This is a genomic window from Jeotgalibacillus soli, from assembly GCF_000829435.1.
In the GTDB taxonomy this organism is placed as follows: domain Bacteria; phylum Bacillota; class Bacilli; order Bacillales; family Jeotgalibacillaceae; genus Jeotgalibacillus; species Jeotgalibacillus soli.
On sequence record NZ_JXRP01000017.1, the window covers coordinates 1 to 21,644 of the forward strand.

A 21,644-nucleotide genomic window follows, 5' to 3' on the forward strand; every position below is an offset into this window, starting at 1 on the left:
ATAGGTTCGAGGTGGAAGCATGGCGACATGTGCAGCTGACGAATACTAATCGATCGAGGACTTAACCAAATTTTATACGCGACCTTCGGTTCGCTTTCTTGTGAAATGTCTTATCCAGTTTTGAAGGTGCGAATCTTCAAGTAAATAGCGTCTAGTGATGATCGCGAAGAGGTCACACCCGTTCCCATGCCGAACACGGAAGTTAAGCTCTTCAGCGCCAATGGTAGTTGGGGGTTTCCCCCTGTGAGAGTAGGACGTCGCTAGGCACTGAGAAAGGACCGTTACCAAAAAAGGTAGCGGTCCTTTTGTGTTTGAATTTAAAACGATTTATTTACAATAAAAGCACTGCGAGGGAAGGGAGGAACAAGGAGATCAAGGAAGCGAGGGAGAGAGACCCGGAACGTGTGATACGCGTGAGGACCGAACGTGTGAAGCTGACGCTAAAGATCCGCCGTTCATCCTTTTCCGCAGCGCCGAACATGGAAGTTAAGCTCGTGCGCCGATGGTAGTTAGGGGGTTTCCCCTGTGAGAGTAGGACGTCGCTAGGCACTGAGAAAGGACCGTTACTAAAAAAGGTAGCAGTTTTTTTGTACAAAAAAATTATTTAAAAATAGGCTTTCTTAAATGTCAATGTGGTTATTTTAAAAAGAAAAAGGATGGCTGATGGTTTCTTATTCGTGACTATTATAACTACTCATTTCGTTAGTTAAGTAAAAAATCAATTGATGTTTAAAGAAAATGCATAACTTGATGTTCCTTGTTCCCAGTTTGAAATAACCTTAAAAATTACTTTCCCTTCGTGTTCAGAAAGGTCGATTTCGTCATAAGTACCTGTTATGTTATTTTCTATATCCCATATTCTGACCACATAATTTATTGGAGATTCTTTGAAGTTTAATCGAACATTTGCATTCGAAAATACATTTATTCCATTTTCAATGTTTACTAGGGCTGGTGGTGGTCCAGAATCTGCCACAATGCTAGTCATGGCATCTTCGGTTTCATTGTACCAAGACCAAGAGTAGCTGCCTCGTGTCGTTCTAACATTATGCTCACTGATTAACAAAGTTAAATCAGGTGGTGTTTCAGAAGTTAATTTTTCTTCTGTTAACTCTTCTTTCATCGGATTTTCATTAAAAGTATTTTACCTTGTACATCCTATTAGTAATAAGATAGAAAAGAGTATAACAAAACAAGAAAACAAATTGATTTTCATCCATTTTCACCTCTTTTTTTGACGTTTACTAAAACAAAATGTTCCAACTTTCTTTTTAATAAACTGATAATTTTACCATTAAATATGTTCTGTCCGTAGAGATCAAGCAACTATCGACTATCATGTTGCATGATAATTTGAATAGATCATCATTGTTCTTACTGGATTTTACTAGATGAAAAATTAACAATATTAAATGTGTCGTGACTACGAACTAATCATTAATAGAGTGCAATGTTTAAAAATGTGTTACTATCTATCTGCTTTACAATTTAAAATAAATTAACCATTTTGAATTAGAGAGAGGATATTTATTAAAAATGACATTCTTAAATGTACTTGCTGTGCTGGTCACCATATCCATTTATGGACTTTTATCTTATTACGTTGGTTACACTGGCTGGAATTGGCTCAAGTCAAGCAAATTACCACAACATAAAAAAGGATATGTAACGGTGATGGTATTGTTATCAACAGCTTATTTTCTTGGAAGTTTACTTTCTTTTTTACCGCTTGAAATAATTGGAGCGTATTGGTTTGTTGTGATAGGTTATAGTCTAATTTTATTCCCAGCTGCGAATATCGTAGTATATATATTAAAAAAGAAGAACATAAAGAACGGTACTTTTTGGACGGGGATTGGTGTTATCGGGTTTTTCTTTTTCATCTTAGTATATGGTTCTATTAATGCCTGGAATCCAATTGTAAGAACATATGATATAACAGTGGAAAAATCGGCGGAAGTTAAAGAGTTACAGATTTTGATGGTATCTGATCTCCATTTGGGTCCTATAGTAGGAGAAAAACATATTCAACGTATGGTAGAGATAGCGGATGATGTAAAACCAGACATTATTTTAATAGCAGGAGACATCATCGATGATAATGTAGACCCTTTCATAGAAAAAGAGATGGGAAAACATCTTGAAAAAATGAATGCACCGCTTGGCGTATACGCCATTCCAGGGAATCATGATTATTACGGGGATGACCTGTTAGAAATAGAAAGCGAAATGGAGCAGACTGGCTTAACATTTTTACTGGATGAGACAGAGAGCATTAACAATGATTTTTATATCGTGGGGAGAAAAGATCTCACTGATACAAATAGAGAAACGGCTGAAGAACTTGTAGAAGAATTGGATAAAACAAAACCAATCATCATGCTTGACCATCAGCCAGTTGAATTAGATGAAGCTAGCGCAAGTGGAGTAGATGTAATCTTGTCTGGTCATACTCATCGAGGACAGTTAGCACCAGCAAACATCATTACTAGTATGATCTATGAAAATGATTGGGGATATCTAAAAAAAGAAAATCTGCATTCATTTGTTTCGTCTGGTTTTGGCACATGGGGTCCACCGCTAAGAATCGGAAGTCGTTCTGAGGTTATGGTCATAAATGTTACTTTTAAATAATGGTGTGGGAGTATGCGGAAGAGTCATTGAAATAAATTATGATTATTCTAAGAAATAATGCCAGCGATCAATATCGATACACTTCCGATGATTGCTGGGATTTAGACTATAAAAAAGGACGTAATATAGATTTTTTATAAAACGTCTTATAACTGCGACCGTCTTTGTAAAAGACGTTGAAACAGATCAGCTTTCTCGCTTTCTCCGGATGCTTATTTTGGTAATTTTTTTTATTTGTTCTGCTTGTAGAGATTCTTCCGCAACCACCCATTCTAGGAATGTCTCTAATCGGCTGAAGGATTTAACAGGGGAGAAGTAGAGCGGCCGCCCAACTTATGATCGATATATTCAATGAGGTAAAAAGGTATTGATTTGACGGTCTGCTCTAATTTTTCTCATGTGCTTAGTGTTCACTTGGATTGAACATATACAAAACTCGAATATCCTCGTAGTAAAACCATGCACTTCCTCAAAGCCGTAAAACCCGCAATCGCCGAGATTACGGCAATGGAGGAGGCAGAAAGCCAAGACGACAAATCAATCAGTATACGCCAAGCTGTTCGGTCACGGTACGGGCAAAAAGAATCCTTCAGTGGCTATTTGGTATTTCAAAGAGTGTAATGGTGCCAAAAGATTTAAAGCGAGCAGCTTCTTAGCCTAATAAGTGATTCCCACTCTACAACGCTCATACTCCGTATTTTTCAGCAATGAATAAGCAAAATCCGCCGTATCGTAGATTGATATGCTGGAAGGGTTGTCGGGTAATGTATTTTTTTCCAGTCGGTAGTTTCCAATACGTTCACCATCAGGAAGATAGGTTGGACAGACAATCGTCCATCTCATTTTGGACTGTTTTAACATCAAATACCCTTTACAGTGATCTTCAGCAGCAGTAGTAAGTCGGCGACTGGATTCAGAAGAGTGAAAGCGGAATTTGCCTGGCTCTATTTTTGAATCTACTATCCCAGCGGTTCCAATTGTAATGATCTTTGATACATTTTCCAATCGCATGGCGTTCAGTATATGAACTAGGCTTTTGGAAATGACTTCGTTTTTATCCGTCCCGAGTGCGCTCACAACGGCGTCACATTCCTTAATGGTGTGAAAAACATCCTCTTGCTTCGTGGCATCTCCAATTATTGTATATATACGGCTCTGTGCAGCAGACAGCGGCTTACGAGAGATCACGCTTACTTCATGACCATCGTTAAGCATGGTTTCTAGTAAAATGGAACCGACTCGTCCGCTTCCGCCGAAAAGTGCGATTTTCATAAAAACCCCTCCTATCAAAAGTTAAATCTATCTTTTTCTATTGTATACGTTCGATACAATGATCGAAAGCTTGAATGGGTGTGAAAGGTGAGCTAATAAAGCGATAATGGTACAATAAATATGTGAAAACGTTTGTAAGGAGGAGGAGAACGAGTGGATTTTCGAATCGAAAAGGATACACTAGGTGAAATTCAGGTTCCTGCAAGCAGTTATTGGGGTGCTCAAACACAACGAAGCAAAGAGAACTTTCCAATTGGGATTGAACAAATGCCGTTAGAAATTGTTTATGCATTTGCTGAGTTAAAGAAAGCAGCTGCCATTGTTAATCATGATCTTGAAAAACTCTCTCTTCAAAAGCGTGATGCCATTGTCAGAGCATGCGACGAGATCATTGACAGAGAACTTGATACGCATTTCCCGCTTGTCGTTTGGCAAACTGGAAGCGGCACTCAGTCAAATATGAACGTAAACGAGGTTGTGGCTTACCGTGCAAATCTTTTTCTGAAGGAGCAAGGGAGCGAAGAAAAAGTTCACCCAAATGATGACGTAAATATGTCACAAAGCTCGAATGATACTTTTCCAACAGCTATGCATATTGCAGCCTATCGAAGCGTTTGTCAGTCGCTTTTTCCAAGTCTGAAGCAATTAAAAAATACATTTTATGAGAAAGAACAAGCCTTTAAAGAAATTATTAAAATAGGGAGAACGCATTTGCAAGACGCGACTCCTTTAACGCTTGGCCAGGAAATCAGCGGCTGGCGTGTGATGCTTGAGAGATCCTATACGATGATCCAGGAAGCGAGCAAGCATATACTTTGTCTTGCCATTGGAGGAACAGCAGTTGGTACAGGGATCAATGCTCATCCTCAGTTTGGTAACCGAGTGGCCAAGCAGCTAGTACTCCAGACAGGCTTTCCATTCCATTCATCTGATAATAAATTCCATGCGTTAACAAGCCATGATGATATGGTTCATCTGCATGGAGCATTAAAGGCCCTTGCAGCCGATTTGATGAAAATTGCAAATGATGTGCGCTGGCTTGCAAGCGGACCGAGAAGCGGTATTGGAGAAATCACGATTCCTGTTAATGAACCGGGAAGTTCGATCATGCCAGGCAAAGTAAACCCGACTCAAAGTGAAGCGCTAACGATGATTAGTGTACAGGTCATGGGAAATGATACAACGGTTGGTTTTGCAGCAAGTCAAGGGAATTTTGAACTCAATGTCTTCAAACCAGTTATTATTTACAATGTGCTGCAATCTCTAAGACTGCTGTCTGATGGAATGAAGAGCTTTGATGAAAAATGTGCGATTGGCATTGAGCCAAATCTTTCTGTAATTGAAGAGCATGTGAGCCGATCACTAATGCTTGTGACGGCGCTTAACCCGCATATTGGCTATGAAAAAGCAGCGAAGATCGCAAAGCTGGCTTTTGAAGAGGATACCACCCTGAAGGAAGCGGCCATTAAAACAGGATTCGTTACAGAGGAGCAGTACGATGAATGGATCCAACCAATAAATATGGTGAATTTGAAGGAGTAATAGAAACGAGGCGAACTCATGAAGAGTCCGCCTCGTTTTTTATGGTTATAGGGGGGAACCAACAAAGGAATTAACGAATACGTAATTCACTTTCAGCATCAAAGAAATGACATTTATTCATGTCAAAAGCAAGCTCAACTTTTTGACCAGCTTTTATGTCTGAACGTGAATCTACTCGAGCAACAAAATCCTGTCCGCCAATCTGAGAATAAAGCATGAGCTCTGCTCCTGTTAATTCAGATACTTCGATGTTTGCCAAGAATCTCGATCCAACAGCAGCTTCGAGGAATAAAGGCTCATCATGAATATCTTCAGGACGTACACCTAAGATAATATCTTTTCCAACGTATCCTTGAGCACGCAATGTCTTCATTTTTCCTTCTGGAACAGAAAGTGTTTGATCCTCAACGACAAATCCTTGCTCAGATAGTTTACCGGAGAAGAAGTTCATGGCAGGAGATCCGATAAATCCGCCAACAAACACATTTTCAGGATTGTCATATACTTCTTTTGGTGACCCAACTTGTTGAATGAGACCATCTTTCATAACAACGATCCGTGTTGCCATTGTCATTGCTTCAGTTTGGTCATGTGTTACATAAATCGTTGTTGTCTGTAGACGCTGATGAAGCTTAGCGATTTCTGCACGCATTTGTACACGAAGCTTTGCATCCAAGTTAGACAACGGCTCATCCATTAAGAATACCTTCGCATCACGCACGATGGCACGTCCAAGAGCAACACGCTGACGCTGACCACCAGAAAGTGCTTTAGGTTTACGATCAAGCAGCGCTTCTAGTCCTAAGATTTTTGCAGCATTTTTAACACGCTTCTCAATTTCTTGTTTATCAAATTTACGTAATTTCAAACCAAACGCCATATTATCATATACGCTCATATGAGGATAGAGGGCATAGTTTTGGAATACCATCGCAATATCACGATCTTTAGGGGCCATATCATTTACACGTGCATCATCAATGAAGAAGTCTCCTTTTGAAATTTCCTCAAGACCAGCGATCATACGAAGAGTAGTAGACTTACCGCAACCGGAAGGACCTACAAAGACAATGAATTCTTTGTCTTTAATATGTAAGTTGAAATCAGATACAGCGGTTACATCCTTTTCATATATCTTATAAATATTATTTAACTTTAACTCTGCCATTTGTCATTCCTCCATCAACAATAGTCTTTCTTATCTGATATTTATCTTACAAAAGAATGAAAGCCTTTCCAATGGACAACCTGCACAAAAAAAGAAACGGCAATTCGTCACTTTGACGAGTCGTTTCTTTTACTCAGGTTTATTTGATAAGATCGATTGAGAAATCATTGGAAAATTCAATAAAGGTGGATACGAATGGATAATTTTGTTCAAGAACAGAAGCTAATACACTAGTTTAGATGGAAAGGCCGGTTATGGTTGTCGAATTTTAACGAACATTTTCCGCTTTTTTTATCTCCCATTCCAAACAGGCCAGATAAGCATACATGCTTCCATGAACGGATTTTAAATCGATATTTGTTCGCTCTGAAAATTTATCTAATCGATATTGGAGACTATTGCGGTGCAAGTATAGAATTTTTGCAGTGCTGCTTGCATTTGATAAATTCTCTACATAGGTTCTAATTACATGAGACAATTCGGGATCTGCTTGAAAAGCCTCGAATATTTTTGAAAATAAAAAGCTTTTTTCAATGCTCGATAAATGATTCAGCACGACAATCGGGAAGATCTCTTCGGCTGTGATGACGGTTTGTCGGTTTGTCCAATTTCTGGATTCATTAAACCATTTCAATTCTTGAAGAAGTTCGGCTTTTGTTTGCTGACCAAATGAACGGAAAGCGCCTATAAAGAACTGTATTTTCACATCGATATCTGTCTCAAGCGCCTGAGCAGCAGAAGCTAGCTCTTCCTTAGTCAAAGAGTTTTCCGATTTAAGTTCTATGACATATCCGTTAGTAGCATCTCTAAATACAATGACGGCATCATCAGAAAAAACAAAATGTAAAGGCTCTACAATTTCCTGATAATGATTAGATTGTGACAGCTGGAAGGAAATAAACCGAAATATTGATTGATCAGGTAAAGGCATTTCATTAGAATCACCAAATAAATACTGATCCCATTTCATTGCAGCGTGTGTAGAAGAAGCAACCGGTATTATTTTATTTAGAAATAGTCCAATAAGATTTGCCTCATTCGTTGTTATTTCTGACTTAGGTAATCCAATCATTTCATTGGAAGAAGATTCTTGATACCAAAGGAAGTGTTGAAGCTGGTCTTCTGTTGGCTTTTGAGTGACTATAGCGTTTGGGTATTGTTGAACAAGTTTTTCTAACATGGTCATTTCTCATCATCCTTTTCAATCCTTCTTACATTGTATCGAAGGCATGATGATATGCAAAGTGATTAGAAAGAGTCTTAGATGTAAAAAAGGCGATTGCATTTGCAATCGCCTTTTTTGTTGTGGGTTATGACCCAGCAGGTGGTGCTTCTTGCTCCAGATCCATTGCTTCTTCAATGTTTGCTTTGTGATGACGGCGATGTACACTGCCGCCTGACATCCCTTCATTGATAAAGCGGTCAACGTCAAAGCAGGCTTTATCTCGCCCTTCATGACATGTATCGGGCAAAAACGATGGATTTGTCATCATGACACCCCCCTTGAGAATTACTATATGTAAGGGAGTACGTTTTTATACTATTGCTCGTCGTAGACGTGGTACAGCAAAAGCTCGTGAATTTGTTTTTTTACTGCTTGTTCAGCCTCTTCTGAATGGAAGTGAGGCTCGCTTGTCCACTCAATAGACCCGGTTTTGTGATAAATCCCTGAAATTCGCTGCCCTTCGTATGTAAATGAAATGGTCCATCCCGGTAGTTGTTTATTTTCAAACATCGGCTGAAAATGAAAATGCTGTATCATGAGAATCCTCCTGTGAAAAAATCACTTTTTAACAGTATAGCATGAAGTGATGCATACGTTTTCGGGTTGTGCATAAAGTGATAACAATGTGATGGGAGGGAGAATAATGCCTTTTATAGAAGAGTTGGGAAAAGCGATTGAAGATGAATATAAAGCCTATTATTACTACAAGGATTTACGATCACGAACCAATAACCCTCAGTTTAGAAAATGGATTGAGCATGTGATGAACGACGAAAAAAATCATTATAGCTCTTTTCAAGCATTGTTTTTTTCATTAACCGGCACATATGTTCAAGATCCTGAAAAAGAACCAAGAGCTTCATCTTTTCGTGAAGGCGTATTAAAATCTTTAAATGATGAATGGGAAGCATCAGAGAAGTATCGGGATTTACTTTTTCAAATTCCGGTTCAGCAAGCCTATCAGCCATTATTTGTTGCAATGATGGATGAATCTGAGCACGCGATGAGGTTTTCTACTATATTAACCAGCTTACAGTGAGATAAAACGAGAAATTCCCTTATTGACGAACTCATGTGTGATTTCTGCTATACTTAAAAAGATGCTGCGAAAGCAGTAAAGTTTAGTGGAAGGTGAAGGTCAAATGGGAACAATCGGTACGATAGTAATAATGGTGATAGTTGGAGCTGTGATTGGCGGTTTTACGAATTCACTGGCAATTAAAATGCTTTTTCGACCCTATAATGCGGTCTATATTGGTAAATGGAGATTGCCTTTCACCCCAGGATTAATTCCAAAGAGAAGAGAAGAGCTGGCGCGTCAGCTTGGACTTACTGTTGTTAATTATCTGTTGACACCAGAGAGCTTAAAAGCCCGTTTTTTACATGAGAGGCAAGAAAAAGCGATATCTGCTTGGCTGCAAAAAGAAAGCGATTATATTTTCAACTCTCAAGAATCAGTCAAAACATGGATGGCACGATTTGAAATTGATTCTCCTGTACCTTATGTTGAAAAAACAATGGACTCGTGGATCGAGGAGCAGTATGAAAATATGAAAGAGCGTTATCGATCGCAAACGATTCGTGAAACTCTACCAGAACGATGGTTGATTCGTTTAGATGGAAAGGTTGAAAATGTATCATCCTACATTTTAGAAAAAGGTGTAGAGTATTTTTCTTCACCAGAAGGAAAAGAACGCATACAAATCATGATTGATGATTTCCTGAAAACACGAGGAACACTTGGCAGCATGATTAAAATGTTTATGGGAAATACATCTTTGGCTGACAAGGTGCAGCCAGAAATCATTAAATTTTTGAATCATGAAGGAACAAATGGTATACTCAAACAGGTTTTACACACAGAATGGGAAAAAGTAAAGGATTGGGAATGGGATCGTGCTTTTTCAATCGTGACAGATCGAGATTTAGTCATACGACTGCAAGGTCTTGTCAAAGAAAGAATCAATCTGGATGAATGGCTTGATCGTCCGCTGGGACAAGCGTCAACACCACTAAAAGAAGGCGTACAGCAGCGATTAATACCAAAGGTTGTTGAGACTGTCAGGATTATGCTAAGTGAAAGGCTGGAACAGCTGCTGTTAAAAATGAATCTGCAGGATCTCGTTCGTGAACAGGTGGATTCATTTGAGGTAGCTCGTATTGAAGATCTGATGCTTGGGATTTCTCGGCGTGAATTTAAAATGATTACTTACCTAGGTGCCCTTTTAGGCGGAATAATTGGCTTTTTCCAAGGGATTCTTGTTTTATTCATAGGTTGAAACAAATATCCACAATTTAGTTTGACTCCCCAGGTAGTAGGGAAGAGGCGAAGAGTGGGTTAAAAAAAGGAGGTTTTACGATTGTCAGTTAATCTGTACGATCATGCAAACGAATTAGAGCGTGCCATTCGAAAGAGCGATGAATTTACTCATTTGAAGCAAATGTACGATGCGGTGACCAATGATGAATCAGCACGCCGTATGTTTGAGAATTTCCGTGATATTCAGCTTGTGCTTCAGCAAAAACAACTGACTGGGGAAGAAATTACCCAGGACGAAATTGAACATGCTCAAAAAACGGCTGCACTTGTTCAGCAGCATGCTTTAATTTCGAAACTAATGGATTCAGAGCAACGAATGAGTATGCTTATCCAAGATCTTAATAAGGTCATTATGAAGCCTTTAGAAGAATTATACGGTCCAATGGGTCAAGGTGGTCCAAGCCAATAATCGCTACAGTCAGGTGAGGCGAATCATCGTAATTTTTCTAATAAGGTTATCAACAAAAGAAATCCTCCTTAGCATAAGGAGGATTTCTTTTGTTGAGTATGCTCATAATCGTGGCGTAAGTAAAAACGTTTTGTCTTATGTTTTTCGGGGCTAAGCAAGCCGCCTGCGCTTTTCGTAGTCTATTCGGTAACGGCCTGTAAATTGGGGAGCACGGCCTGTAAATTTATCTAACGGCTTGTAAATGGTCCCTGTATATATAATATAGGGAGATTCCAATTTTCCACTTGCCTAGCTCCGGCTGCTAGCTGCTCGAGGTCATAAGCCACACTGCCCCAGTTGGCAAAGAGCGCCAACTAGTGCAGTGCGTCTTATGCTTGTCGGAACTAAACGGGGCGTTTCCGCTTTTCATGAGATCCAGCTGCAACGCCCAGTCCCTCGAGGTCATAAGCCACACTGCCCCAGTTGGCAAAGAGCGCCAACTAGTGCAGTGCGTCTTATGCTTGTCGGAACTAAACGGGGCGTTTCCGCTTTTCATGAGATCCAGCTGCAACGCCCAGTCCCTCGAGGTCATAAGCCACACTGCCCCAGTTGGCAAAGAGCGCCAACTAGTGCAGTGCGTCTTATGCTTGTCGGGACTAAACGGGGCGTTTCCGCTTTTCATTGTTGGTCTAGTGATGCGGCTGCTTGTGCTACTTCTGATGCTTCTTGTGAGATGGTTCCGAGAGATAGTACTAGGTTTTTGATGTCAATGTCCATTTTTTCGTTTTGAATTTTTAATTCTGTCATTGAATGTAAGATTTCGGTGAAGGAAGCACTTGTGGATAAGATGCTTTCTCTTTCTGCTTCGAACAAAGCTTTTAGCTCAACGATGGATTGTTCAATGCTAGAAGTTGTTCCGTTTGTATCCTTCAACAGTTCATATACTTGGCTAACGGATAGCTTTGTATTTTCGGCAAGCTTTCGGACTTCATCTGCTACGACTGCGAAGCCTTTTCCATGCTCACCGGCTCTTGCGGCTTCAATGGAGGCATTAAGGGCAAGAAGATTGGTTTGATCAGCGATGGATGTGACCATATTGGCAACTTCAGAGATTTGACTATTTAAGTCATTCAGTTCATGAATATTTTTTTCTGTTGTATACATTTTAGATGAAATTTGTTCGCTTTCCGCTTTTGTGTTTTCTAGCTTTATTTGTTCTGAATTTGTTTGAGATTGCAGCTTTTCAGCAATGCTAGAACCACTGTGTGATAAATCAGACAGTTGATCAAGAGACAGCTTCATACTCTCCACACTTTCACTTGTGGATTGACTGCTCGCAGATAATGTCCTTGCACTGTCTTTTAACGTTTGAAGTAAATTGTGAAGATGGTTTTGTTCAGTACGCAATTGGTTTTCATGCTGTTGTTCATAGGCTTCCAAAACAATTTGCATTTCTAAATTCAATACACGTGATACGGATCTGATTAATTGAAATTTGTCTCCTTCTTCATATGGAAGCTCTTCGATCAGTGTAATAAATGAATTTAATAAATCCTGGAATGAAGCGATATACCATTTTGGATCCAGCCCTATATGCAGGTGAACCGCTGCAATGCGCTGACGCTGTGCGAGATAGTTCTCGTCAATTTTGCCATTAAACATTTCTTGAATATGTATGGATAATGTTTGTCTTAACCGCTCGATTGTACTATGATCCTTGATTATCCGCATAAGTGCTGGCTCCTGTTCAAGATTTACATAGAATTGAGCCACAATGTTATCGATATGGTTACTGACAACGGGTTTGAATTGGAGAAGTCTTCTTAGATCATCTTCCTTAAGAGAAATCATATTCATTTGTTTTACTGTTGTGGCTTTGTTGGAAAGATTAATACTTACAGCATTCGAATTCTGTTGTGCAATTTGTTCATTCAAAGATTCTTTCGTTTGTTTGCCATTAGATAATAGAGACCATTTCATAAGCAAAATCCTCCTTCAATGATTACCTTTTTTTGATATCGACTAAATCGATGAAATCTTGAATAATTACCTCTTAAAATCGATGTATATACTAGGTTTATTTCACCAATGGTTAAAGGGATAAGACAGCTGGAGATTTTGAAAAAAAATTCCTTATTGACCCTGCAACTAAAGGTTTGTACACTTAAACAAGCTTAATCGTGAAAGGTGATTACATTGAATATTATAATAAATGGTTTGGAAGATAAACGATATGAACGCCCGTTGCAATTGATCGCAAATTTGTTTTATGAGGAGACAAAGCTGACTGTAACGGAAGAGCCAGTAGCTTCAGGGCAATCACTTGTGCTGAATATAAACATCACTAGACAAGTGAATAAGCTGCATGCCTCTGCTGAGTTGCTTGACCCTCGGCTCATTGCGCACAGAACAAGTGATTTTGTGAAAAAAGAAACTGAAAAAGAAGAGTTTAAGCAATATAAAAATACAGTCTCTCATGTGTTTTTATCCATTCTCCAGGATTACACAGGCATTCGTCAAAAATGGGGAGTGCTGACAGGCATTCGGCCAACTAAGCTGATGCATCGTCATCGTATGAACGGTGTAGCACCAGATATAGCAAGAGCAAATCTTAAAGAGCAGTATTTGATTACGGATGAAAAAATTGATTTAATGGAACGCATTGTAGATCGTCAGCTTACGATGATCCCGGATCTATATAAAATACAGGATGAAGTAAGTATTTACATTGGGATCCCGTTTTGCCCAACAAAATGTGCATATTGTACGTTCCCAGCGTTTGCCATACAAGGGAAGCTGGGTAAAGTTTCGTCATTTTTAGCTGGCTTGCATTATGAGATTCAAGAAACCGGGCGCTGGTTAAAGGAACGTGGTGTGGCGATTACAACCATTTATTTTGGCGGCGGTACTCCAACAGCCATTACTGCAGAAGAAATGGACGAATTGTATAAAGAGATGTATCGATCATTTCCCGATGTCAAAAATGTCCGTGAAGTAACGGTGGAAGCGGGAAGGCCGGATACCATTTCACCTGATAAGCTTGAAATTTTGAAGAAGTGGGATATAGACCGTATCTGTATTAATCCCCAGTCGTATACGGATGAGACATTAAAGGCAATCGGCCGTCATCATTCGGTGCAGGAAACGATCGATAAATTTCACCTAGCACGTGAGCACGGGATGAATAACATCAATATGGATTTAATAATTGGTCTTCCAAACGAAGGTGTAGAGGAGATTAAGCATTCTTTAGCTGAAACAAAAAAATTGATGCCGGAATCTGTGACAGTTCACACATTGTCCTTTAAGCGTGCATCAGAAATGACGCTGAATCGTGAAAAGTATAAGGTAGCAGATCGTGCAGAGGCTGAAGAAATGATGAATTTGGCACAAAAATGGACGGCTGAAAACGGGTATGTTCCCTATTACTTATATCGCCAGAAAAATATCTTAGGGAATCTCGAAAATGTGGGCTATGCGATGCCGGGGGAAGAAAGTCTTTATAATATTATTATTATGGAGGAAGTACAAACGATTATCGGGCTTGGATGCGGAGCAGCAAGTAAGTTCATTGATCATTCATCAGGGAGTATCACGCAATTCGCAAATCCCAAAGATCCCAAGTCTTATAATGAAGGATTTATGGATTATACAAGCAAGAAAATTGCTTTCTTAGAAGGATTATTTCCACCAAAAGTTGAAACCTTGTAGGATTATTTTTTTTAGTTAAATGATGTTTTTATGAAGATTTTCTTTTTGAGCAGGAATTTTTGTTAACCATCCCGAAATAATGAATGGACATTCATTTTATAAAGGGGATGGAAAAATGGGTATTAAAACAGATTATAAAAAAATAAAAGTTAGTGTTGAAGGTACTGTCGGTTGGGTTTCGTTGAACCAGCCTGACCGCTTAAATGCCCTTCAAACAGATCTCATGCTTGAAATGGCGCAGGCGCTGAAGGAATTAAATAGAGAGCCGGATATTAATATTGTCGTGCTAAAAGGAGAAGGTCGGGCATTTTGCTCAGGCGGAGATATTAAATCCATGCTTGAGTCGAATGGAGAAGAGCATTTTCAACGTATGATGGAGGCGGCTTCAGATGTTTCCATGACACTTTATTCAATGGATAAGCTTACTATTTCCGCTATTCATGGTGCTGCTGCAGGACTGGGATATAGCCTTGCCCTAGCAACGGATATTATTGTAGCAGAAGAAGGCAGTAAACTGGCAATGAACTTCATCGGAATTGGCTTGGTTCCGGATGGCGGCGGACATTATTTTTTAAAAGAGCGTATAGGAGCGTCTAAAGCCATGCAGTTGATCTGGGCAGGTGACGTGATGAACGGGCATGAAGCACAGGCAGTTGGACTTATCGATCATGTTGTTGCTGAAGGGAAAGTGATGGCTGAAGTGAAGGCACTTGTCCAAAGCTATCAAGCAAGACCTCTGAAAGCGATGCTGGAAACAAAATCGATTCTAAGACGTGGCCAATGGAGAGAGCTTAAGAAAGTGCTAGAAATGGAACAGGAAGCACAGTGGCGTATGCGTCAGACGGAAGATCATCAAGAAGGAATACGAGCCTTTGTTGGGAAGAGAAAACCGAATTTCAAAGGCCAATAGAAAAACAGGTTACGGCTCATTTGTTTATTAAGCCGTAACCTTCTTTTATGTGTGAAACAATAGTAGTTTACCTGCAGGCGATACTAAACGATGTGTTTGTTCCAGCAGCCCCTCTGCTTCGAGTCTTTTGTGACCAATTTCCTTTGCTGAATCATCATGTTCAGCTTCAAATGTATCCTCTAATAAAAGTTCTCCTTTTTTTTCAAAGGCAGTTATCTTATAAACACCCATTGCTTACACTCTCCTTGTCTTTTATTTCTCCCATCGTTATTATTTTTACATAGAGATGACCACTCAGTAAAGATGAATGGACGAAATAGTATGAAAACTGAACCTTTTTTCTAAATGATTCGTATAAATATGTAAGGAGCTCAAGGGAGGGGAAGTTATGACACTGCGTATTGAAAAAGTAACAAAGCGACTTGGTGAGTCAGTTGCCGTAGATAATCTATCATTAACTATTCCTGAAAAATCGATGTTTGGCTTTTTAGGTGCAAATGGTGCAGGAAAAACAACCACCTTTCGTATGGTGCTAGGTCTCATCAATGCTTCAAGCGGATCGATCACGTGGAATGGAAAACCTATCGGATATCATAACAGCCATGAGGTTGGGTATTTGCCTGAAGAAAGAGGCTTATATCCTAAAATGAAAGTAAAGGATCAGGTTGTTTATTTAGCAAGGTTAAGAGGGATGGAGAAAAAGAAAGCCGAGCAAGAGCTAATCTATTGGCTGGAGCGCTTTAACGTACCTGAGTATGAAAATAAACGAGTGGAAGAGCTGTCAAAAGGAAACCAACAGAAAATACAATTTATAGCAGCAATTTTACATAAACCATCTTTACTTATTTTAGATGAACCATTTAGCGGGCTTGACCCTTTAAATGTAGAGCTGTTAAAGGATGCCGTTCGTGATATTCATAAAAAGGGGACGACAACTGTCTTTTCCAGCCACCGCATGGAGCATGTTGAGGAGCTTTGCGAAAGCGTTTGTATTGTACATAAAGGATCGCCTGTTGTTCATGGGGGAATCAGAGAAATTAAACGATCCTTTGGAAAGAAAAATCTCTTAATTAACGCAGAATTTGATCTTACTTATCTAAAGGGCTTTCCAGGAGTTGTGAAAGTGAAGGAAAGAATGGACGGGGTCACCCTGCAGATTGAGAATGAAGGAGTTTCCCAGGAAATACTTAAAGAGATTAACGCAAAAGGATTTATCCGACAATTTTCCCTTGAGGAACCTTCTCTGAACGATATATTTATTGAGAAAGTAGGTGCTTCATTTGAATAAATTCGGACTAATTCTCGCAAAGACGTATATAGACAAATTTAAATCAAAATCATTTCTACTAACGACAATCCTTTTTATCGCTGCGATCATGGTGGGTGCGAACCTTTCAACCATTATGGATCAATTTGGCCGTGGGGGAGAAGCAGAAGATGAATGGAAAATTGCTGTAAAGGATGAAGAAGGAACAGTCGCAGGGGCTCTTGAGCAGCAAATTCTATTGGTAAATGATCAAATTTCCATTAATCAGGTGACAGGACCATTTGATGAAGTTGAACAGCAAGTGATAGATGGCCAGTATGATGCGCTGCTGACTGTCACATTAAAGGAAAGCGGGAAAATCGAATCCGTATACTTTTCAGAGTCATTAACAAGTTCTGATGTATCGAATGATTTACAGTTAACCTTACAGACTATTCAGTCAAATCTAGCTGCGAATAAACTAAACCTTAGCGCGGATGAACTAGCTACATTAAATATGCCGGTCACCTTTAAGCAAGACTCTTTTTCAGAAACAGCAAAATCAGAAGCTGAGCTGAGTGAAGCGCGTGGGCTTGTGTATATTATGATCTTTGTTATTTATATTTCAGTACTTTTGTACTCAATGATGATTGCGACAGAGGTTGCAGCGGAAAAATCATCGCGTGTAATGGAAATATTGGTCTCAAGTGTTCCTCCCATTCAGCAAATTTTCGCGAAAATCCTTGGGGTAGGCCTTCTTGGATTAACACAGCTGTCCATTTGGGGAATTGTAGGCTATGCTTCTCTGCAATTTAACAGAGATCAAATGCAGGGGGGGATATATGAATTTTTTGGCTTCTCCAGCAGCAGTATAGAGACGTTTGTCTTCGGATTGATCTTTTTCTTACTAGGCTATTTTCTTTTTGCTACGTTAGCTGCATTTCTAGGCTCTCTTGTTAGCCGTACAGAGGACTTGCAGCAGATGCTAATGCCCGTGACATTACTGATTGGTATCGGAACGTTCCTTGCTTTTTATGGTATAGCAGATCCAACTGCCACATTTGTGACGATCGCGTCATTTATCCCATTTTTTAGTCCGCTTGTGATGTTTACTCGTGTAGGAATGCTAAACGTACCAATTTGGGAACCGATTACTGCGATCGTACTCACCTTTATCACGATCGTACTGCTTGGATGGTTCGGAGCGCGTGTCTATCGTGGAGGGGTGCTTATGTATGGAAACGGCTCTTCCTTTAAGGATTTGCGGAAAGCGTTAATGATAACAAAAAAAGAGTAAATGAAACGAGAATCGATCATGAATCGAACTGGCCTTTCTCTTGGGAAAAAGGATCTTTATTTGATAAGATGATAACGAACGATTATGCTAATCTGAAAAGTATAAAGGAATGCTCGCGTTTATCAGATTCTTTCTCGCCACTCTCAGCTGCTTCAGGTATGATGGAAACGGGATCAATAGAGTGAGGATGAAAGGAAATGTAAAGATGCAAACTGAATCGGTTAAAGAAAATAGTAATCGAGCCCCTTTATTTCTGCTTAGCTTTAATTTGTTTATTGTAATGGTGGGGATTGGGCTGGTTATTCCGATCTTGCCCTTTTATGTAGAGAAATTTAATGCCAATGCACAAACACTTGGGTTTCTTGTCGCCGTATTTGCTTTTATGCAATTTTTATTTGCTCCAATCTGGGGGCGTCTATCAGACAAAATAGGGCGTAAGCCGCTCATTACGATTGGTTTGATTGGTTTTGCGATCGCAGAATTTATTTTTGCGTTTGCGACAGGGTTGTGGATGCTGTTTATTTCAAGAATACTGGCTGGGATTTTTGGGTCGGCGTTAATGCCGACAGCTATGGCTTATGTCTCTGATGTAACGGATGATAAGAGTAGAGGGCAGGGAATGGGTATTTTAGGTGCCGCAATGGGGCTTGGTATTGTCGTAGGACCGGGCATAGGCGGATGGCTCGCGGAATTTGATCTTTCATACCCGTTTCTATTTGCAGGAATTGCCGCATCGTTGGCAGCGGTGGTTTCTACTTTTCTTTTACCTGAATCTTTTACAAAAGAACAGCGTGAAGCCTTACCGCTTGAATCTAGAGTGGGACAATTTACTCAAATCAAACAAGCGCTTGTGAGTCCAGTTGGCTTTTTACTGATTCTTGTGTTTATCATGAGCTTTGGATTAGCAAATTTTCAGGCGGTTTTTGGTTATTATGCATTAGAACGCTACGGCTATGGACCTCAGCAAGTCGGTTTTACTATCTTCATTGTTGGAATTGTAGGTACACTTGTCCAAGGCATTGGGGTAGGCAGAATGACCAAGCGGTTTGGAGAAGAAAAGGTCGTTACCATTGCAATGGTAATCAGCGCATTTGGTTTTGTTATCATGACGCTTGCCGCAAATTTTACAATGGTTATTATCACAACAGGAATCTTTTTTATCGGAAATTCTTTATTGCGACCTTCCCTAAATGCGCTTATTTCTAAGCTGGCAGGACCTAGACAGGGAATGGTTATGGGCTTGAATAATTCATTTCTTAGCCTGGGAAATGTGGCGGGACCAATTCTTGCAGGAACCTTATTTCTATGGAATATTCATATTCCATATTTATTTGGAGCGTCGATCATGATAATTGGCTTAATTGCGACAAGAATCTGGATCGCAAAAAAGCCAAGAGATTAGCTGAAATATTATAGCGTCATGAGAACCTTTATTTGTACATAATTAATATTGAGAGGAGTGGGTGGCATGAAAGGGATCACCTTCCAAAATGTTGGAGATAATGTAGAGCAATTCTTGTTAATAAAGCAATCAACAAAAGGGATAACGAATGCGGGGAAGCCGTTTCTTACACTCATTTTGCAGGATCGCAGTGGAGATATCGAAGCAAAGCTTTGGGATGCCGGTGATGAAGACGAAAAACGTTATCATCCTCAGGCAATCGTAAAGGTTACTGGTGATATTCACAACTACCGAGGTAAGAACCAGCTGCGTATTCGTCAAATCCGACCGGCAACAGCTTCAGACGGAGTGTCCATCGGTGAATTTATAGAATCAGCGCCGGTTGCTAAAGAAGATATGCTGGATCAGCTTACACAATATATCTTTGAAATGAAAAATCCTACCATTCAACGATTAACACGTCATCTGGTGAAGAAGCATCAAAAGGATTTTTTGGAATATCCGGCAGCAACAAAAAATCATCATGAATTTGTATCTGGTCTTGCGTACCATGTTCTATCTATGCTTCATATTGCAAAATCTATAACGCAGCTTTATCCTTCATTAAATAAGGATCTGTTGTACGCAGGGATTATTTTGCATGATATGGGAAAGGTAGAAGAGCTTTCTGGACCTGTTTCAACCACGTATACGCTTGAAGGAAATCTTTTGGGTCATATTACCTTAATGATCAACGAAATTGGTCAGGCGGCCAAAGAACTTGATATTCAAGGGGAAGAGGTTTTACTGCTTCAGCATATGGTACTCTCACATCATGGTAAGGCAGAGTGGGGCTCTCCAAAGCCTCCATTAATTCGTGAGGCAGAAATTCTGCATTACATTGACAATTTAGATGCAAAAATGAATATGATGGACCGTGTACTCAAACGAACGCAGCCGGGTGAATTTACTGAGCGTGTCTTTGCTCTAGAAAACCGTTCGCTTTATAAACCCACCATATATGAAGAAAATCAGGAATCGTGAATAAAACAAAAACATGCCATTCTCTTAAAGAGATGGCATGTTTTTGTTTTTCGCTACATAGGCTGTCCATAACCGAAGAAATCATCATTGTTTAAAGGAGGAGAGAATATGTGGCCACTTTGGATTGATTTTACGATTGCTGGTATAGTGCTAAGTGGAATTATGGCCTTGCGGTCTGCCTATCAGGAAAAAAAGATTGAACGTAAATTTATTGAAGAGCATGGAAGTACATACATTAATCGAATGTATGAGGAGAAGAAGAAGCGGCTTAATTTTCGAGATGAGGATTAAAAAAGGAGAAATCTGTATTTATAGGCTTATTTAATACGATAGACTGCGAGCAGGAATGTATTTTTTGCTTAGTGTCGATATTTTTATGCTTGCTGAATAAATATTAAAAGTGATTCCGCCGATAAACTTCTCAGACAAAAAAAGAGCTGACGCAAATGCGTCGGCCCTTTCAATTTATAAGCGATTATTCAGCGCCTTCTTCAGTGCCTTCTTCAGTACCTTCTTCAGTACCTTCTTCAGTGCCTTTTTCAGTTGCTGGGGCATTCAAAAATGAATCAAATGCTCCAGATAAATCCTCGTCTTTCACATCAACATCAGCAGCGCGGAGTTCCTCTTGAATAATAGAAGTAATTTGACTTTGGTCAGCTTTCGCTAGTTTCAAATCATTTTCAATTTGGTCTCTCATATCTTCAAGACTCTCGATGTCTGCTTCGCGTGTTTCGGTTACTTCAATGATATGCCAGCCAAAGCTTGATTGTACAGGTTCGCTAATCGTATTTGGTTCTAGACTAAATGCCGCTTCCTCGAAAGCTGGATCCATTTGTCCCGGGCCGAAGAATCCAAGCTCACCGCCTGTTTCTTGTGCAGCAGGCTCAGTAGAATATTCTCTTGCAAGCTCAGCGAAATCGCCGCCTTCATCAAGAAGTTGCTTCACTTGATTGGCTGTTTCTTCATCTGCCACTAGGATGTGGCGAGCATTTACTTCTTTTTTAAGTTTCTCATATTGTGCTTCAATCTCTTCGTCCGTCACTTCAATATCAGCGGTTAGAGCTTTTTCTTGAAGCAAGTTAAATTGAATAACATCGCGGAACGAGTCTTCTGTTTGTCCTTGCTGTGCGATCATTGCAGCAAATTGATCTTCACCATATTGCTCTTTTAAAGAGGCTAGTTCAGTGTCCACTTCTTCGTCAGTAACAGGGTATTTTTCCTGAAGAACTTGCTCAATCACCATCAATTGGAGGGCTTGTTCACCAACGGAATTTTTCATGTCTTCATAAAGGTCTTCCTTTGTGATATCACCAGCGCTTGATGATACGATTACTTCTCCGGCATCATCACTGCATGCTGCAAGTCCTAAGACCCCAACAGCTAATGTGATCGTTGTGATCCATTTCTTCATGGTATATCTCTCCTTATTGTCAGCGTTTGCTAGCTGTAAAAATCTACAATGAATACTATAACATAATCCCTGAGTGCGTCAAAAGGTTTTAGAGA

General features: G+C 39.7%; 21 protein-coding genes and 1 rRNA gene. 13 read left to right on the forward strand and 9 right to left on the reverse strand.

Annotation, left to right across the window (positions count from 1 at the left end; all coding sequences use genetic code 11):
• Positions 1-150 precede the first annotated feature (150 nt).
• Positions 151-266 (forward strand): 5S ribosomal RNA (gene rrf / locus KP78_RS08975).
• A 452-nt stretch (positions 267-718) separates the two neighbouring features.
• Here the strand turns inward: rrf and KP78_RS08980 are convergent.
• Positions 719-1,123 (reverse strand): hypothetical protein, encoded by a 405-nt coding sequence (locus KP78_RS08980; RefSeq protein ID WP_041088233.1) that lies wholly within the window; start codon positions 1,121-1,123, stop codon positions 719-721.
• Between the two features lie 413 nt (positions 1,124-1,536).
• Here KP78_RS08980 and KP78_RS08985 point away from each other — a divergent pair, with 413 nt between their 5' ends.
• Positions 1,537-2,634 (forward strand): metallophosphoesterase, encoded by a 1,098-nt coding sequence (locus tag KP78_RS08985; RefSeq protein WP_041088234.1) that lies wholly within the window; start codon positions 1,537-1,539, stop codon positions 2,632-2,634.
• A 657-nt stretch (positions 2,635-3,291) separates the two neighbouring features.
• On the opposite strand, the gene KP78_RS08990 is transcribed toward KP78_RS08985, so the two are convergent.
• Entirely contained in the window at positions 3,292-3,906 is a 615-nt protein-coding gene (locus tag KP78_RS08990) for an NAD(P)-dependent oxidoreductase (protein ID WP_041088236.1), read from the reverse strand.
• Between the two features lie 153 nt (positions 3,907-4,059).
• On the opposite strand from KP78_RS08990, the gene fumC reads away from it, so the two are divergent.
• Complete coding sequence (gene fumC, locus KP78_RS08995) at positions 4,060-5,448, forward strand: class II fumarate hydratase (RefSeq protein WP_041088238.1); 1,389 nt, start codon at positions 4,060-4,062, stop codon at positions 5,446-5,448.
• Between the two features lie 70 nt (positions 5,449-5,518).
• Here the strand turns inward: fumC and KP78_RS09000 are convergent, their stop codons facing one another.
• From KP78_RS09000 to KP78_RS09015, 4 genes are all read right to left on the reverse strand, one after another.
• Positions 5,519-6,616, reverse strand: coding sequence for an ABC transporter ATP-binding protein (locus KP78_RS09000; RefSeq protein ID WP_041088239.1), 1,098 nt, complete (start codon positions 6,614-6,616; stop codon positions 5,519-5,521).
• A 268-nt stretch (positions 6,617-6,884) separates the two neighbouring features.
• On the reverse strand, positions 6,885-7,802 hold the full coding sequence (locus KP78_RS09005) for a PucR family transcriptional regulator (protein WP_041088241.1): 918 nt from the start codon (positions 7,800-7,802) through the stop codon (positions 6,885-6,887).
• Positions 7,803-7,926: 124 nt separating this feature from the next.
• A complete protein-coding gene (locus tag KP78_RS09010) occupies positions 7,927-8,106 on the reverse strand; it encodes a hypothetical protein (RefSeq protein WP_041088243.1) in 180 nt (59 codons plus the stop codon).
• Between the two features lie 50 nt (positions 8,107-8,156).
• Positions 8,157-8,378: a YheE family protein gene (locus tag KP78_RS09015; protein ID WP_041088245.1), complete on the reverse strand. Its 222-nt coding sequence runs from the start codon at positions 8,376-8,378 to the stop codon at positions 8,157-8,159.
• Positions 8,379-8,484: 106 nt separating this feature from the next.
• Between KP78_RS09015 and KP78_RS09020 the strand changes: the two genes are divergently transcribed.
• The 3 genes from KP78_RS09020 to KP78_RS09030 all read left to right on the forward strand — a co-directional run bounded on the left by KP78_RS09020 (position 8,485) and on the right by KP78_RS09030 (position 10,570).
• Positions 8,485-8,880 carry a ferritin-like domain-containing protein gene (locus KP78_RS09020; RefSeq protein WP_041088247.1) on the forward strand — a complete coding sequence of 132 codons (396 nt, stop codon included), beginning with the start codon at positions 8,485-8,487 and terminating at the stop codon, positions 8,878-8,880.
• Between the two features lie 103 nt (positions 8,881-8,983).
• On the forward strand, positions 8,984-10,120 hold the full coding sequence (locus KP78_RS09025) for a DUF445 domain-containing protein (protein ID WP_041088683.1): 1,137 nt from the start codon (positions 8,984-8,986) through the stop codon (positions 10,118-10,120).
• 81 nt (positions 10,121-10,201) lie between these two features.
• Positions 10,202-10,570, forward strand: coding sequence for a YlbF/YmcA family competence regulator (locus tag KP78_RS09030; protein WP_041088249.1), 369 nt, complete (start codon positions 10,202-10,204; stop codon positions 10,568-10,570).
• Positions 10,571-11,227: 657 nt separating this feature from the next.
• On the opposite strand, the gene KP78_RS20300 is transcribed toward KP78_RS09030, so the two are convergent.
• Positions 11,228-12,529, reverse strand: coding sequence for a globin-coupled sensor protein (locus KP78_RS20300; RefSeq protein WP_052474729.1), 1,302 nt, complete (start codon positions 12,527-12,529; stop codon positions 11,228-11,230).
• Between the two features lie 207 nt (positions 12,530-12,736).
• On the opposite strand from KP78_RS20300, the gene KP78_RS09040 reads away from it, so the two are divergent.
• Both KP78_RS09040 and KP78_RS09045 read left to right on the forward strand, forming a co-directional pair.
• Positions 12,737-14,260: a coproporphyrinogen III oxidase gene (locus tag KP78_RS09040; RefSeq protein ID WP_422723701.1), complete on the forward strand. Its 1,524-nt coding sequence runs from the start codon at positions 12,737-12,739 to the stop codon at positions 14,258-14,260.
• Positions 14,261-14,375: 115 nt separating this feature from the next.
• A complete protein-coding gene (locus KP78_RS09045; protein ID WP_041088253.1) occupies positions 14,376-15,170 on the forward strand; it encodes an enoyl-CoA hydratase in 795 nt (264 codons plus the stop codon).
• Positions 15,171-15,215: 45 nt separating this feature from the next.
• Here KP78_RS09045 and KP78_RS09050 read toward each other — a convergent pair whose 3' ends face one another.
• Entirely contained in the window at positions 15,216-15,401 is a 186-nt protein-coding gene (locus tag KP78_RS09050; RefSeq protein ID WP_041088255.1) for a YhzD family protein, read from the reverse strand.
• Between the two features lie 157 nt (positions 15,402-15,558).
• Between KP78_RS09050 and KP78_RS09055 the strand changes: the two genes are divergently transcribed.
• The 5 genes from KP78_RS09055 to KP78_RS09075 all read left to right on the forward strand — a co-directional run bounded on the left by KP78_RS09055 (position 15,559) and on the right by KP78_RS09075 (position 20,429).
• Positions 15,559-16,458: an ABC transporter ATP-binding protein gene (locus tag KP78_RS09055; protein ID WP_041088258.1), complete on the forward strand. Its 900-nt coding sequence runs from the start codon at positions 15,559-15,561 to the stop codon at positions 16,456-16,458.
• A complete protein-coding gene (locus KP78_RS09060; RefSeq protein WP_235420886.1) occupies positions 16,442-17,713 on the forward strand; it encodes an ABC transporter permease in 1,272 nt (423 codons plus the stop codon). The genes KP78_RS09055 and KP78_RS09060 overlap by 17 nt, the downstream gene beginning before the upstream one ends.
• Positions 17,714-17,918: 205 nt before the next feature.
• Positions 17,919-19,115 (forward strand): tetracycline resistance MFS efflux pump, encoded by a 1,197-nt coding sequence (locus KP78_RS09065; protein WP_041088262.1) that lies wholly within the window; start codon positions 17,919-17,921, stop codon positions 19,113-19,115.
• A gap of 66 nt (positions 19,116-19,181) precedes the next feature.
• Positions 19,182-20,138: a 3'-5' exoribonuclease YhaM gene (gene yhaM / locus KP78_RS09070; RefSeq protein WP_041088264.1), complete on the forward strand. Its 957-nt coding sequence runs from the start codon at positions 19,182-19,184 to the stop codon at positions 20,136-20,138.
• 108 nt (positions 20,139-20,246) lie between these two features.
• Positions 20,247-20,429: a sporulation YhaL family protein gene (locus tag KP78_RS09075; RefSeq protein WP_041088265.1), complete on the forward strand. Its 183-nt coding sequence runs from the start codon at positions 20,247-20,249 to the stop codon at positions 20,427-20,429.
• A 184-nt stretch (positions 20,430-20,613) separates the two neighbouring features.
• On the opposite strand, the gene KP78_RS09080 is transcribed toward KP78_RS09075, so the two are convergent.
• Entirely contained in the window at positions 20,614-21,549 is a 936-nt protein-coding gene (locus tag KP78_RS09080; RefSeq protein ID WP_041088267.1) for a peptidylprolyl isomerase, read from the reverse strand.
• Between the last annotated feature and the right edge of the window lie 95 nt (positions 21,550-21,644).

Excerpts from the sequence above, each read along its gene's own strand:
- KP78_RS09065 (WP_041088262.1), top strand. The coding sequence starts at position 17,919 with ATGCAAACTGAATCGGTTAAAGAAAATAGTAATCGAGCCCCTTTATTT.
- KP78_RS09080 (WP_041088267.1), bottom strand. The coding sequence starts at position 21,549 with ATGAAGAAATGGATCACAACGATCACATTAGCTGTTGGGGTCTTAGGA.
- KP78_RS09025 (WP_041088683.1), top strand. The coding sequence starts at position 8,984 with ATGGGAACAATCGGTACGATAGTAATAATGGTGATAGTTGGAGCTGTG.
- KP78_RS08985 (WP_041088234.1), top strand. The coding sequence starts at position 1,537 with ATGACATTCTTAAATGTACTTGCTGTGCTGGTCACCATATCCATTTAT.
- KP78_RS09055 (WP_041088258.1), top strand. The coding sequence starts at position 15,559 with ATGACACTGCGTATTGAAAAAGTAACAAAGCGACTTGGTGAGTCAGTT.
- KP78_RS09000 (WP_041088239.1), bottom strand. The coding sequence starts at position 6,616 with ATGGCAGAGTTAAAGTTAAATAATATTTATAAGATATATGAAAAGGAT.
- KP78_RS09075 (WP_041088265.1), top strand. The coding sequence starts at position 20,247 with ATGTGGCCACTTTGGATTGATTTTACGATTGCTGGTATAGTGCTAAGT.
- KP78_RS09015 (WP_041088245.1), bottom strand. The coding sequence starts at position 8,378 with ATGATACAGCATTTTCATTTTCAGCCGATGTTTGAAAATAAACAACTA.
- KP78_RS09005 (WP_041088241.1), bottom strand. The coding sequence starts at position 7,802 with ATGACCATGTTAGAAAAACTTGTTCAACAATACCCAAACGCTATAGTC.
- KP78_RS09045 (WP_041088253.1), top strand. The coding sequence starts at position 14,376 with ATGGGTATTAAAACAGATTATAAAAAAATAAAAGTTAGTGTTGAAGGT.
- yhaM (WP_041088264.1), top strand. The coding sequence starts at position 19,182 with ATGAAAGGGATCACCTTCCAAAATGTTGGAGATAATGTAGAGCAATTC.
- KP78_RS09050 (WP_041088255.1), bottom strand. The coding sequence starts at position 15,401 with ATGGGTGTTTATAAGATAACTGCCTTTGAAAAAAAAGGAGAACTTTTA.
- KP78_RS08980 (WP_041088233.1), bottom strand. The coding sequence starts at position 1,123 with ATGAAAGAAGAGTTAACAGAAGAAAAATTAACTTCTGAAACACCACCT.
- KP78_RS08990 (WP_041088236.1), bottom strand. The coding sequence starts at position 3,906 with ATGAAAATCGCACTTTTCGGCGGAAGCGGACGAGTCGGTTCCATTTTA.
- KP78_RS20300 (WP_052474729.1), bottom strand. The coding sequence starts at position 12,529 with ATGAAATGGTCTCTATTATCTAATGGCAAACAAACGAAAGAATCTTTG.
- KP78_RS09010 (WP_041088243.1), bottom strand. The coding sequence starts at position 8,106 with ATGACAAATCCATCGTTTTTGCCCGATACATGTCATGAAGGGCGAGAT.
- KP78_RS09020 (WP_041088247.1), top strand. The coding sequence starts at position 8,485 with ATGCCTTTTATAGAAGAGTTGGGAAAAGCGATTGAAGATGAATATAAA.